16 protein-coding genes are annotated in these 12,065 nt (G+C 28.6%); 8 read left to right on the top strand and 8 right to left on the bottom strand.

Features of this window, described 5'->3' with window-relative positions:
- A complete protein-coding gene (locus ACTT9U_RS02225; protein WP_440931563.1) occupies positions 1–756 on the bottom strand; it encodes a Bax inhibitor-1/YccA family protein in 756 nt (251 codons plus the stop codon).
- A gap of 73 nt (positions 757–829) precedes the next feature.
- Here ACTT9U_RS02225 and ACTT9U_RS02230 point away from each other — a divergent pair, with 73 nt between their 5' ends.
- The 5 genes from ACTT9U_RS02230 to ACTT9U_RS02250 are packed head-to-tail and all read left to right on the top strand — an operon-like array spanning position 830 to position 5,334.
- Positions 830–1,867, top strand: a complete 1,038-nt coding sequence (locus ACTT9U_RS02230) for an aldo/keto reductase (RefSeq protein ID WP_440931564.1) — start codon at positions 830–832, stop codon at positions 1,865–1,867.
- Positions 1,864–2,370, top strand: coding sequence for an invasion associated locus B family protein (locus tag ACTT9U_RS02235; RefSeq protein ID WP_440931565.1), 507 nt, complete (start codon positions 1,864–1,866; stop codon positions 2,368–2,370). Before ACTT9U_RS02230 ends, ACTT9U_RS02235 begins: the two co-directional genes overlap by 4 nt.
- Before the next feature lie 4 nt (positions 2,371–2,374).
- Positions 2,375–3,556: an argininosuccinate synthase gene (locus ACTT9U_RS02240; protein WP_440931566.1), complete on the top strand. Its 1,182-nt coding sequence runs from the start codon at positions 2,375–2,377 to the stop codon at positions 3,554–3,556.
- Between the two features lie 11 nt (positions 3,557–3,567).
- A complete protein-coding gene (locus ACTT9U_RS02245) occupies positions 3,568–4,713 on the top strand; it encodes an FAD-binding domain-containing protein (protein ID WP_440931567.1) in 1,146 nt (381 codons plus the stop codon).
- A 3-nt stretch (positions 4,714–4,716) separates the two neighbouring features.
- Complete coding sequence (locus tag ACTT9U_RS02250; protein WP_440931568.1) at positions 4,717–5,334, top strand: DsbA family oxidoreductase; 618 nt, start codon at positions 4,717–4,719, stop codon at positions 5,332–5,334.
- Here the strand turns inward: ACTT9U_RS02250 and ACTT9U_RS02255 are convergent.
- From ACTT9U_RS02255 to ACTT9U_RS02275, 5 genes are read right to left on the bottom strand one after another with little or no spacing between them, the layout of a single operon-like run.
- The gene (locus ACTT9U_RS02255; protein ID WP_440931569.1) at positions 5,331–6,005 is read right to left on the bottom strand and encodes a GNAT family N-acetyltransferase; all 675 of its coding nucleotides are present in this window, start codon (positions 6,003–6,005) and stop codon (positions 5,331–5,333) included. The two genes, ACTT9U_RS02250 and ACTT9U_RS02255, sit on opposite strands and share 4 nt — an antisense overlap.
- Positions 6,002–6,721, bottom strand: a complete 720-nt coding sequence (locus ACTT9U_RS02260) for a type 1 glutamine amidotransferase (RefSeq protein WP_440931570.1) — start codon at positions 6,719–6,721, stop codon at positions 6,002–6,004. Before ACTT9U_RS02260 ends, ACTT9U_RS02255 begins: the two co-directional genes overlap by 4 nt.
- Before the next feature lie 4 nt (positions 6,722–6,725).
- On the bottom strand, positions 6,726–6,854 hold the full coding sequence (locus ACTT9U_RS02265) for a DUF2256 domain-containing protein (protein WP_440930254.1): 129 nt from the start codon (positions 6,852–6,854) through the stop codon (positions 6,726–6,728).
- A gap of 1 nt (position 6,855) precedes the next feature.
- Complete coding sequence (locus ACTT9U_RS02270) at positions 6,856–7,185, bottom strand: hypothetical protein (protein ID WP_440931571.1); 330 nt, start codon at positions 7,183–7,185, stop codon at positions 6,856–6,858.
- A gap of 1 nt (position 7,186) precedes the next feature.
- Positions 7,187–8,677, bottom strand: a complete 1,491-nt coding sequence (locus tag ACTT9U_RS02275) for a cryptochrome/photolyase family protein (protein WP_440931572.1) — start codon at positions 8,675–8,677, stop codon at positions 7,187–7,189.
- A gap of 27 nt (positions 8,678–8,704) precedes the next feature.
- Between ACTT9U_RS02275 and ACTT9U_RS02280 the strand changes: the two genes are divergently transcribed.
- From ACTT9U_RS02280 to ACTT9U_RS02290, 3 genes are read left to right on the top strand one after another with little or no spacing between them, the layout of a single operon-like run.
- On the top strand, positions 8,705–9,415 hold the full coding sequence (locus tag ACTT9U_RS02280; RefSeq protein WP_440931573.1) for an SDR family NAD(P)-dependent oxidoreductase: 711 nt from the start codon (positions 8,705–8,707) through the stop codon (positions 9,413–9,415).
- Positions 9,390–10,481, top strand: coding sequence for a PQQ-dependent sugar dehydrogenase (locus tag ACTT9U_RS02285; protein ID WP_440931826.1), 1,092 nt, complete (start codon positions 9,390–9,392; stop codon positions 10,479–10,481). Before ACTT9U_RS02280 ends, ACTT9U_RS02285 begins: the two co-directional genes overlap by 26 nt.
- 53 nt (positions 10,482–10,534) lie before the next feature.
- Positions 10,535–11,524: an MBL fold metallo-hydrolase gene (locus ACTT9U_RS02290; RefSeq protein WP_440931574.1), complete on the top strand. Its 990-nt coding sequence runs from the start codon at positions 10,535–10,537 to the stop codon at positions 11,522–11,524.
- Here the strand turns inward: ACTT9U_RS02290 and ACTT9U_RS02295 are convergent.
- Positions 11,521–11,805 (bottom strand): SHOCT domain-containing protein, encoded by a 285-nt coding sequence (locus tag ACTT9U_RS02295; protein ID WP_440931575.1) that lies wholly within the window; start codon positions 11,803–11,805, stop codon positions 11,521–11,523. The genes ACTT9U_RS02290 and ACTT9U_RS02295 overlap by 4 nt on opposite strands.
- 3 nt (positions 11,806–11,808) lie before the next feature.
- Positions 11,809–12,012, bottom strand: a complete 204-nt coding sequence (locus tag ACTT9U_RS02300) for a hypothetical protein (protein WP_440931576.1) — start codon at positions 12,010–12,012, stop codon at positions 11,809–11,811.
- Positions 12,013–12,065: the final 53 nt, after the last annotated feature.

Raw genomic sequence — 12,065 nt, forward strand, 5'->3', positions numbered from 1 at the left:
TTATCTTCTTTGACCAAAGAGTCTTAGAAGCATTATCATTAAGTTGATGAAGTCTAAGTATAATGTTAAAGCACCCATTACAGCTTTTTTACCCATCAACTCACCTGAGTCAGTTGCAACATACATGTTCTTAATTTTTTGCGTATCGTAAGCAGTTAAGCCTACAAAAATTAGAACACCTAATACAGATATTACAAAGTACATCATAGATGACTTCATAAAAATATTTACTAATGAAGCTATGATTATACCAATTAGACCCATCATCAAAAAAGAACCAAACTTTGTTAAATCTCTTTTTGTTGTGTAACCATAGATACTCATTGCGCCAAAAGTAGCGGCTGTAATAAAAAATACTCTTGCAATACTAGCACCTGTGTAAACAAGCAATATTGAAGATAAAGATAAACCCATTAGTCCAGCATAAACCCAAAATAAAGTTTGAGCTTTTGCAAAACCCATTTTGTTAATTCCAAAACTCATATAAAATACGATTGCTAGAGGGGCTAACATTACTACCCACATCAAAGCAGAATTATAAATTGCATTCCCAAATCCAGTTAAAACAATTCCTGTGCTTGAGACTGACACAACTGCCATTTTAAAAGTTATTAACGAAACAATTCCAGTCAATAAAATTCCAGTTGCCATGTAATTGTAAACTTTAAGCATGTAGGCTCTTAAGCCTTCATCCATTACCGCAGTAGCTTGTTGAGCCTGTTGCGATTTAATCATATTTTCTCTATCTAAATTCATATAGTATATATAATGTTAGAATAACAATTATTCAAGACACCATAAAATATTAACAAAACATAAACAAATAAAGATGAATTATAAAAAACTAGGAAATACTGACATTGAGGTTAGCACAATTTGTCTCGGTACAATGACTTGGGGTGAACAAAATACTCAAGAAGAAGGTTTTGAACAAATGGATTTTGCATTGGATCAAGGGGTAAATTTTTGGGATACAGCAGAATTATATGCTGTACCACCAAAAGAAGAAACTTTTGGTCATACAGAGATAGTGATTGGAAATTGGTTTGAGAAAACAAAAAAAAGAGACAAAGTAATATTGGCAACAAAAGTAGCTGGCCCAGCAAGAGATTACATTAGAAATGGTGAAAATAATTATGGAATTAAAAATATAACAATTGCATTAAATGACAGTCTTAAAAGATTAAAGACCGACTACATAGACCTCTACCAACTACATTGGCCTGAAAGAAAAACAAATATGTTTGGTCGTTTAGGTTATGAACATAAAGAAGATGATAATTGGAATAATTTTGAAGATGTTCTTGGAAATTTACAAAAATTTGTGAAAGAAGGAAAAATAAGAGAGGTGGGACTTTCTAATGAAACACCATGGGGAGTAAATAAATGTCTTCAGCTTTCAAGAGAAAATAATTTACCAAGAATGATGTCTATTCAAAATCCTTATAGCCTATTAAATAGATCTTATGAAGTTGGATTAGCAGAAATCTCCATAAGAGATGAGATTGGTTTGTTAGCTTATTCTCCATTAGCAAGTGGATATTTAACTGGAAAATATAGAAACAACCAAATGCCTAAAAATTCTAGATTAGAGAGGGATGGAGATTTTTGGACTAGATACAATAAACCCAATACAACTAAAGCTGTTGAAGCTTATTACGAAATTTCAAAAAAACATAATATTGATTTTACACAAATGTCTTTAAAATTTTGTGAAATCCAACCATTTATGACTAGTGTTATTATAGGAGCAACTACAATGGAACAGTTGAAAACTAATATAGAAAGTGTAAATGTAAAATTAACTGATGAAGTTATTGAAGAAATTAATGAAGTTCAAAAAATTTACCCTAACCCATGCCCATGATTAAAAAAGTTTTAGCCCAATTATTTTTTATTTTTATTTTAAGTACATTTCAAAGTTTTGCTGAAGAAGTAAAAAAGGTTGGAAAATACAAAGATTGGGAGACAATGGTCTTAGTTGAAAAAACAGGAAATACGTGTTTTGCACAATCGTCTCCTGTTTTACAAGCACCAAAATCTAATAAAAGAGATGCAAGATTATTTGTAAGTTTTAGACCTGGAGATAAAATTGCAGATGAGATTAGCACTACACCAGGGTATGAATTTAATAAAAACAATAAAGTAATTGCAACATCTGGAAAAAATAAATTTAATTTTGATATTAAACAGCAAGGTTTTGCCTGGATGACAAGTAATAAAAATGAAAAAAAAATGATCAAAGTGATGATGAAAGGTTCAAGAATTATGGTAACTGGATTTAATGCTAAAGGATCACAAACAATTGATCATTATTCACTACTAGGATTTACGAAAGCATATAAAGCTGCAAAGAGCGCCTGTAGTTAGTTAAATGAATTCTAAAAAAAAAATTGTATTAGCCTACTCTGGCGGTTTAGATACATCTATTATTTTAAAATGGCTTCAAGAAAATTATAATGCTGAAGTTATTTGCTACACTGCAGATGTAGGACAAGAAATAGATAGAAAAAAGATCTTTAGAAATGCAAAAAAGTTAGGTGTTAAAAATATCATTATTCAAGATCTTAAAGATACTTTTGTAAAAGATTATGTTTATCCAATGATCAGAGGGCATGCTATTTATGAGGGTGTTTATTTATTGGGTACTTCGATTGCAAGACCACTAATTGCAAAAGACCAGATTAGAGTAGCCAAAAAATTTAAAGCTTATGCAGTATCACACGGTGCCACTGGAAAAGGGAATGATCAAGTTAGATTTGAATTAGGTTATCATTATTTTGGTCCTAAAATTAAAGTAATTGCTCCTTGGAGAATATGGAATTTAAAATCAAGAACTGACTTAATAAATTATGCAAAGAAAAATAATATTGAGATACCAAAAGATAAAAAAGGAGCACCACCCTTTTCAGTGGATGATAATTTATTACATACTTCAACTGAAGGTAAAGCTTTGGAAGATCCAAAAAATTTTGCTCCAGAATTTATATTTCAAAGAACAGTGTCTCCTGAAAAAGCTCCAAACAAGCCCTCTTTTGTGACGATAAATTTCAAAAATGGGGATCCAACTGGTGTTAATGGAAAAAAATTAAACCCTTCTAAATTATTACAGAAACTTAATTTAATTGCTGGTAAAAATGGCGTTGGAAGAGTTGATTTAGTTGAGAATAGATTTTTAGGAATTAAGTCTCGTGGAGTATATGAAACGCCTGGTGGAACACTCTTAATTATTGCACATAGAGCAATTGAGTCTGTTACATTAGATAAAGATACTATGCATAAAAAAGATGCAATTATGTCTAGATATGCAGAGCTGATTTACAATGGATATTGGTTTTCAAAAGAGAGAATCAAGCTTCAAAAAATTGTTGATTTAAAAAGAGGCAAAGTAAATGGCTCTGTGAAGTTAAAACTTTATAAAGGTAATGTGATAATTCATTCAAGAATTACAAAAAGTAATGCCTATTCAATGAAAAAAGTATCCTTTGAAGAAAATAAATTTTTTAATAAAAAAAATGTTGAAAGATTTATAAATTTTCACAAAACAAAACTATAATAAAAAATATTATGAATTTTATTCCTACGAGAGCTTCAGCTCTAGAAAAATTAGATTATTTCATTGAAAATGGATTAAAAGATTATTCAAAAGCCAGGAACTTTGATTATGGGCCTGATAAAAGAGACAATACATCTTGTCTTTCGCCCTATATTTCACATGGTGCTATAAATGAAATTGAAGTTATTCAAAAATCACTAAACAAATTTTCTTTTTCAAAAAATGAAAAATTTATTCAAGAAGTTTTATGGAGAACATATTGGAAAGGATGGTTAGAATTACGTCCTAATGTATGGACAGATTTTTTAGTAGAATTGAATTCAATAAAAAACAAATACAAGAATAATGAAAATTATCTTAATGCTATTGAAGGTAATACAAATATTGAATGCTTTAATTATTGGATAAAAGAACTAAAAGATACAAATTATCTACACAATCATACTAGGATGTGGTTTGCTAGTATTTGGATTTTTACATTAAACTTACCTTGGCAACTGGGAGCAGAATTTTTTTTAAAGCATTTATTAGACGGAGATCCAGCTTCAAATACGCTTGGATGGCGATGGGTTGCGGGTATACAGACTCAAGGAAAAAATTATTTAGCTTCTGAATGGAATATTAAAAAATTTACTAATAATAGATTTAATCAAATAAAACTTAATGAAAATGCTACTCCTAAAATTAGTGAAAAAACGTATACAATAATTAAAAAAGATTTTATCAATCCATCAATTGATGAACAAAAAACTTTAGTAATTTTTGATAATAATCTTTCCTTTGAAAGTTCAAATTTCACTGATATTCAATTTAAAAAAATTATTCTAATTAAACATAATAATAAAAATAGAGAAATAAAGTTAAGTGAAAACGTAGTGAGATTTAAGGAGCATTTAATTGAAGATCAAAAAAAACGGTTAGAACAAGAGAGTATTGAATGTGAAATATTTGACATTAATGATTTAAAAAATATTGATGAGGATTTCTATATTTTATATCCATCAATTGGAGAAAGTTTGGATTTTTTAATAAAGCTAAATATTAAAAATTATAAGTTTTTATACAGAAGCTTAAATTCTTTTTCTTGGCAATTCTGTAATAAAGGTTTCTTTAATTTTAAAAATCATATTCCTAAAATCGTAAGCAAATTTACATAAAATATGAAAATTAAAGTTTACGCAGATACAATATGTGGCTGGTGTTTTATAGGTCAAACAAACCTAGAAAAAGCATTAGAAGATTACAAAGATAAAAAAATAGAAGTTGAACACATACCTTTTCAACTAAATCCTGATATGCCTGAAAATGGAATATCAAGAAGTGATTATCTAAATATTAAATTTGGGGGTAAGGAATTTGCGGCCCCGATGTATGCATCAATGACTCAAAAAGCAAAAGAAGTTGGATTAAGTTTAGATCTAGAAAAAATTATTAAAACACCAAATACTGTTCTTTCACATTTACTGATTTTATTAGCAAAGGATAGTGGAAAAGAAAATGAAATCAAAAAAGAGATTTATACAAGCTACTTTATAATGGGTGAAGATATTGGTGACCAAAACGTATTATTTAAAATAGCTGAACATAACAATATTTCAAAAGAAAAAGTTATTAATTATTTTTCAGAGATTAATAAAAATAAAATTTACTCTTATCAAAACATTGCAAAGGAAAAAAATATTTCGGGAGTTCCTTTTTTTGAAATTAATGATCAATACGTATCAGGTGCACAAAGCTCTGAGTATTTAAAAAATTTTATTAAAGAAAATTTAAACTAAAATTTTAACTTTTTAATTTGTTTGGAATTTTTAAAATTTGATGGCTTTAAAAAAGCCTGATAACCTTTTTTAATTTTATTCCAATCTTTATCAATGATAGCATACCAAGAGGTATCCCTATTTCTCTTTTTATAAATTGTAGCCTGTCTAAAAACTCCTTCAAATTTAAAACCTAATCTTAATGCAGCTTTATTAGATCTTTTATTAAGACTATCACATTTCCATTCGTATCTTCTATACCCCAAAATTTCAAAAGCGTTTTTCATCATAAGGAACATAGCCTCTGTTGCTTCAACTGTTTTTTGTAAATTTTTAGCATAAGTAATCCAACCCACTTCGATCGTTCCTACTTCAGGTGTAATTCTTAAATAACTTGCTAATCCACAATAAGTTTTAAGTTTTTTTGAATAGATAGAATAAAAGAAAGGATTTCCAGATAACTTTTCTGTTGTTAGATATTTTTTAAACGAAGAAAAAGATTTATAAGGACCTGTTGGCATATAGATCCAATCAATTCCCTCTTTATCAATTGAAAAATTTTCATAGAGATCTTTTGCATGTTTCTTAACATTTACAGGCTCCAAAACACAATACTTACCAACTAATTTTTTTTTAGTTGGATATTTTGCTTTTTTAAATTTTACATGAAACCCTATTTTATATTTTTTCATAATATTTTTTTAAAATTCTCATAGAGTGATCGAGAATATTTGTTCATATCTTTCATATTATCTTTAGCTGCTTGGTCAAATTTTTCTAAAGCTCCTTCACCTAATTGTTCCTCTAAAGCTTTTTTATATTCAGGAACGCACCCCCATTCATTTACTGTTGTGTCTTTAATTTCGATATGAAATTGAATTCCATATGCATGATTTTGATATTTAAAAATTTGAAATTTTGTAACTGGGGATGAGGCAATTAATGTTACATCTTTAATATTTTCAATTCCTTGAACTTCATAAGAGTGCCACTGAAGACTTTTAATTTGATCAGGAAATTCATTAAAAAGCTTATCATTAACTTTTTCTTTACTAAAATTAATATCCATAATTCCAATCTCTGCTGGATTAGACTTAACGACTTTGCCACCAACTACTTCGCCTAAAAGCTGACAACCTAAACAGAATCCTAAATATGGTTTTTTTAAATCAACAACAAATTCTTTAATTCTTTTCTTTTCATCAATTAACCAAGGATATTGATCCTCCATGTATGTATCCATTGGTCCACCCATACAAAACATTCCATCAAATTTACTTAGATCATCAGGGATTTTTTCTCCCTCATCTAATTCTATGGTTGTTAACTTAAAACCATCAGCTAACATTAGATCTTTAATGTAGCCTGGGTCTTCAATTTTAATGTGTTGCAAAACAATAATGTTCATTTTTTTATTTTAAACCAGAGCATTTCTTTGAACAATATTTTACTTTATCCCAATTCAGTTTCCATTTTTTTCTCCATACAAATGGTCTTTTACAGACGGGGCAAATTTTTGAGGGTAAGTTTTGTTTCTTCAAGCTAATATTCTTTATAATTTGTTTTCCAAAGATCTAAAGCTTCTTCCCATGATGGTATTTCGTTACTCTCAAAACCATAAGTCGATCCTGTAGCAATTAAATTAAACTCTTTCATGGCTTTTGAATGAGTTATACCGTAAATAAATTCCATCATATAATGTCTGTCTTTCCAAGCCGTTAAGGTGTGTTTATAACCATTTACTTCTTTAACTTCACAAAATAAATTACCATCAGCTTTTTGAGCTGCTCTAAAAGATGGAATTGCTAATATCCAAAATTTGATTTTGGAAAGAAAATTTTTTGGTTTAAGACCTGTGATTGATATATACATATTAATTAGTATTTAACTTAATGAATTTATCAGCCTCAGATAAAATCATTTTTTTTCTTTCTGTTTTCATTTTATCAAAAATTCTTACCATCATTGATAGTCTTGGATTTGTTAGGAAAAATTTTCTATTTCTATCAATAAATCTCCAATAAAGACCATCCATTGTGTTGCACCAATCGCCTTTTTTAAAATCCATCATTTTCATGAAATAGCTTGATCCACAAATATAAGGTTTGGTCGCAAAAATTCCACCATCACTGAATAAACCCATTCCATAAACATTTGGAACCATCACCCAATCAGATGAATCCACAAACATTTCCATAAACCATTTGTAGACAATTGTTGGTTTGATTTCACAAAGATTCATAATGTTTGAGAGGATCATTAGTCTTTCAATATGGTGTGACCATCCATAATCTTTTGCATTTTTAATGGCATAATCTAATGGTGGAAGTCCAGTAGTTCCTTCATACCAACTCTTTTTCATTTTCCTATTTTGATTAAAAAAATTTTTAGTTTCCATTTCTTTTGAATAGCCCTGATAAATTCCTCTCATAAATTCTCTCCATCCAATGACTTGTCTCACGTAACCCTCAAGTGAGTTCATTCTAATTTTATTTTTTTTATGAAAGTCTAAAATTTTTTTTATTATGAATTCAGGAGTGATTATTCCTAAATTAATATAAGGACTTAAAGCACTATGAAATAAAATATTATCTTTCTGATCAACTGCATCTTCATAGTCACCAAATAAGTTTGATTTCTCTTTAATAAAAAAATTCAATAACTTTAAAACATCATCATATTCAGTTGCAAACCAGAACTGATTTATGTTGCCTGGGTGATCTTTAAAATTTTTTTCAATTATTGGTTTTAACTTTTTTGTATGTGTAGTTTCATTAATATTTGGAAATTTAGGAATTGATATGTTTTTTGGTAATTTATTTCTATTGTCTTCGTCAAAACTCCATTTACCACCTTGTGGATTGCCCTGTTTATCCATCAATATATTAAGCTCTCTCCTAGTATCTTTGTAAAATGTTGCCATAAATGGCTTTTTAGATTTACTTAGATATTTTTTAAAATTGTCTCTCGAATTAAGAAACATTGGAGTTTGAACAATATTCCATTTTATTTTTTCTTTTTTAAAAAAATTTGAAACTTTATTTTCAAAAAATTTATCCTCTATTTCAAAACTTGTAACTTCAGTAATTTTTTTTGATTTAATTATTGATTTTAATTTATCAGTGTAACTTAATTTGAAAATTTTATTGTTAATATCTAAATATTCTGTTTTAAATTTATCTTTTCTAAGTCTATCCAAATATGATCGCATTGATGACAAAAATAATAATATTTTTTGCTTATGATGTTTTTCATATGTACAAAGTTCGTAATCCTCTGCTAAAAAAAATAGGTGATCTTTTTTAAATTTATCTAAATAATTTAATGGAAATAATTGGTTGCCAAGTATAAAAAACAATTTCATAATTAAATATAACTAAAATAAATTTATATGTCAGATAAATATATTATCTTTGGTGCTACTGGTTCGATTGGTTCTAGTTTAGCAAAAAAATTAAAAGATTCTGGTCATAACATACATCTAGTTGCAAGAAATGAAGAAAGTGTTCAACAATTAGCAAGTCAACTTGATTGTGCATATACAGTTGCGGATGTTCTAGAAAATAACTTTATCGAAAAAGTAAAATCTGACATTCCTGAGGCAAAGGGTGTTGCTTATTGTGTGGGTTCAATAGATCTTAAACCTGTTAGAATGGTCAAAGAGCAAGATTTGAACAATTGTATGAAATTAAATCTTTATTCAGCAGTAGAGGTTATAAAAGGTTATCAGGAAAGTTTAAAAAAAAATAAAGGTTCAATTGTTTTATTTTCAACTGTTGCAGCCCAACGTGGTTTTACTAATCACGCAATTATTGCATCTGCCAAAGCAGCTGTTGAAGGTTTAACAGTTTCTCTTGCTGCAGAATTTGCGCCTAATATTAGAGTAAATTGTATAGCTCCAAGTTTAACAAATTCAAAAATAGCTGAACCAATGCTAAAGAATAAAGTTTTAGCAGAAGGCATAGCAAAAGCACATCCGTTAAAAAGATTGGGTGAAGGACAAGACTCAGCTGCTCTTGCGAAATTTTTACTTACAGATGAAAGTTCTTGGATGACTGGTCAAATCATTGCTGTTGATGGTGGTAGATCAAAACTTTCTTAAAGTGAAAAAATATTTCCTATTATTCTTGTTGTTATTATTTTGTTCTGAAAAAAGTTTTTCGGAAAACTTATCATTTACTAAAATTATAAATCTTGATGAGCCTTGGGGATCATCTTTTATTAATGAAAACGAATTAATTATAACTGAAAAAAATGGACAAATTAAAATTGTTAATGTTTCAAATGGAAATACAGAAATTGTTAATCATAATTTAAATTATACAGTATCTGGTCAAGGTGGACTTTTAGATATTCTCTTTCAAAATAATCAATTATGGATCTCCTATACAGAAGATAGAGGCAATTGGAAGACAAGTACTTCAATAGCTAAAGCAACATTAGATAAAAAAAATTTAAATTTTAAAAATATATTTCAAGCAAACCCACCAATAGACTCTGGTTATCATTTTGGATCAAGACTGGCTATAAAGGGTAATTATTTATTTGCATCTGCTGGTGAAAGAGGTGGTGGTATGATTGCTCAAGATCCAACAAACCATCCTGGAAGTATTATTAGAATTCATTTAGATGGTAGTATTCCAAAAGATAATCCAAAATTTGAGGGTAAATCAAATTGGTTACCAGAAATTTATCAAATTGGTGTTCGTAATCCACAGGGTCTAACCTATTCTTCTTTTGATGGAAAAATTTATGCAAGCAACCATGGTGCTAGAGGTGGTGATTGGTTTGGAGAAATTAAAAAAGGTGAAAACTATGGTTGGAAAATTTTAGGCTGGGGTGGAAAAAATTATTCTGGAATTCCAATTGGACCAAAATGGAAACCAGGTTTTACAAAAGCAATTCAATATTGGGTTCCATCAATTGCTGCAAGTGCTATCACAATTTACAAAGGAAATGAGTTTAAAGAATGGAATGGCCACGCTTTAATCACGTCGTTAAAAGACAAATCTTTAAGAAAATTAATCTTCAATGATTTAGAAAATGTTCAAGAAGAAATAATTTTTAAGGATAAGATTGGAAGAATTAGAGATATCCAAGTTCACCCAAACAATGGTAAAATTTATTTTTTATCTGAAAATAATTTATGGCTTATGGAAAAAAATTGATTAAATTTTTTTTTCTAATTGGAATTATTTTTTATAATTGTATTAATTTAACAATGGCAGAAAAACCTTATCATCATTTACCAAATGGAACTTTTAGAAATCCTGAAGGGTCACCAGTTAGAGCTAACGATATAAAATTTTCCTATAGAACATTTATTAAAGAAAAAAAGAAAATTGATATTACAGTTCCTAAAGATCATGTCATCGATAAAAAAATAGTTAAAGAAAATTTAGATAAATTTAAAGATGAAGATTATATTGCTTGGATAGGACATGCTACATTCTTAATCAAATTAGGTAAAACAACAATCATTACTGATCCAGTTTTTTCAAAGAATGCAGGTCCTTTAATATTTGGTCCAAAAAGATATGTGGAGCCTGCTATTAAATTGAAAGACATACCAAAAACGGATGTATTTCTACTTACTCATAATCATTATGACCACCAAGATATGTCAACCATTAGAAAATTTCCTTATAAAGATGCTAAGGTTTTGCTTCCTCTCAAACTTGGTAAATATTTCAAAAATTATAAAGATGTTAACGAAATGGACTGGTATGACAAAATACAAATTAATAATGATTTAAAGATTACATTATTGCCTGCAGTCCACTGGTCAAAAAGAAGTCTAACGGATACTAACAAAACACTATGGGGTAATTTTTTAATTGAATATAAAGATAAAAAAATATTTTTTGCTTGTGATACTGGATATGGAAATATTTACAAAGATCTTGGCGAAAAATATGGTCCTATCGATTTATCAATGATTAACATTGGAGCATATGATTTTAGACCAATGTTTGACAAATCGATTTATCATACAACTCCTGAAGAGGCTCTTAATATTGCTCAAGATTTAAAAAGTAAAAAAGTTTTGGGAACCCACTGGGGTACTTTTGTTTTATCATTAGAACCTATAATGGAACCTCGAGTGAGATTTAAAGGTAGTGCTGAAAAATTTGGTTTTAATAAAGAGGATGCAGTTATTTTTAAAATTGGTGAAATAAGTCCCCTTAAAAAATTATTAAATTATAATTAATTATCTAAAATTTTCTTTTTTGCTTTATCAAATTCTTCTTGAGTTAAAACCCCATCTTTAAGAAGATTATTTAAATTTGCTAACTCTGAACTAAGATTATTATTTGTGTTAGTATTGCTAGTTTCTGACTCTGATTGAGATTGATCTATCTCCTCATCTTGATTTTTTTTTGGTGCAAACTCAACTTTGGCTTTGAAACCTTTCATTATTGCCGAACCACCTAAATAAAAAACAAAACCCAAAATTGGTACTGCTAATCCAAAAAAAATTATTTTTTCCATTAATTAATCCTCATCTTCATCTCTCCAACCTTTTTCATACATTAAATACCCTGCTAATATTACTGCAAAAGTTCCTGCAATCATACCATAATCAAAACCAACCTGTTTTCCATAAAGATACCAACCAAGTTGTGTGGCTCCAATTGGAACAGCAGTCAGAAGTATCATAATAATTGCTATCCGATATGGATAAGGCGGTTTTTTCATATTCCCACTTTACCACAATCCAGAGATTATTAATTGAGACAATAAGGCTTATT

The organism is Candidatus Pelagibacter sp. (genome assembly GCF_052049975.1).
Lineage (GTDB): Bacteria > Pseudomonadota > Alphaproteobacteria > Pelagibacterales > Pelagibacteraceae > Pelagibacter.

Excerpts from the sequence above, each read along its gene's own strand:
- ACTT9U_RS02270 (WP_440931571.1), bottom strand. The coding sequence starts at position 7,185 with ATGTATATATCAATCACAGGTCTTAAACCAAAAAATTTTCTTTCCAAA.
- ACTT9U_RS02225 (WP_440931563.1), bottom strand. The coding sequence starts at position 756 with ATGAATTTAGATAGAGAAAATATGATTAAATCGCAACAGGCTCAACAA.
- ACTT9U_RS02250 (WP_440931568.1), top strand. The coding sequence starts at position 4,717 with ATGAAAATTAAAGTTTACGCAGATACAATATGTGGCTGGTGTTTTATA.
- ACTT9U_RS02230 (WP_440931564.1), top strand. The coding sequence starts at position 830 with ATGAATTATAAAAAACTAGGAAATACTGACATTGAGGTTAGCACAATT.
- ACTT9U_RS02280 (WP_440931573.1), top strand. The coding sequence starts at position 8,705 with ATGTCAGATAAATATATTATCTTTGGTGCTACTGGTTCGATTGGTTCT.
- ACTT9U_RS02285 (WP_440931826.1), top strand. The coding sequence starts at position 9,390 with ATGGTGGTAGATCAAAACTTTCTTAAAGTGAAAAAATATTTCCTATTA.
- ACTT9U_RS02255 (WP_440931569.1), bottom strand. The coding sequence starts at position 6,005 with ATGAAAAAATATAAAATAGGGTTTCATGTAAAATTTAAAAAAGCAAAA.
- ACTT9U_RS02295 (WP_440931575.1), bottom strand. The coding sequence starts at position 11,805 with ATGGAAAAAATAATTTTTTTTGGATTAGCAGTACCAATTTTGGGTTTT.
- ACTT9U_RS02235 (WP_440931565.1), top strand. The coding sequence starts at position 1,864 with ATGATTAAAAAAGTTTTAGCCCAATTATTTTTTATTTTTATTTTAAGT.
- ACTT9U_RS02240 (WP_440931566.1), top strand. The coding sequence starts at position 2,375 with ATGAATTCTAAAAAAAAAATTGTATTAGCCTACTCTGGCGGTTTAGAT.
- ACTT9U_RS02290 (WP_440931574.1), top strand. The coding sequence starts at position 10,535 with ATGGCAGAAAAACCTTATCATCATTTACCAAATGGAACTTTTAGAAAT.
- ACTT9U_RS02245 (WP_440931567.1), top strand. The coding sequence starts at position 3,568 with ATGAATTTTATTCCTACGAGAGCTTCAGCTCTAGAAAAATTAGATTAT.
- ACTT9U_RS02275 (WP_440931572.1), bottom strand. The coding sequence starts at position 8,677 with ATGAAATTGTTTTTTATACTTGGCAACCAATTATTTCCATTAAATTAT.
- ACTT9U_RS02260 (WP_440931570.1), bottom strand. The coding sequence starts at position 6,721 with ATGAACATTATTGTTTTGCAACACATTAAAATTGAAGACCCAGGCTAC.
- ACTT9U_RS02300 (WP_440931576.1), bottom strand. The coding sequence starts at position 12,012 with ATGAAAAAACCGCCTTATCCATATCGGATAGCAATTATTATGATACTT.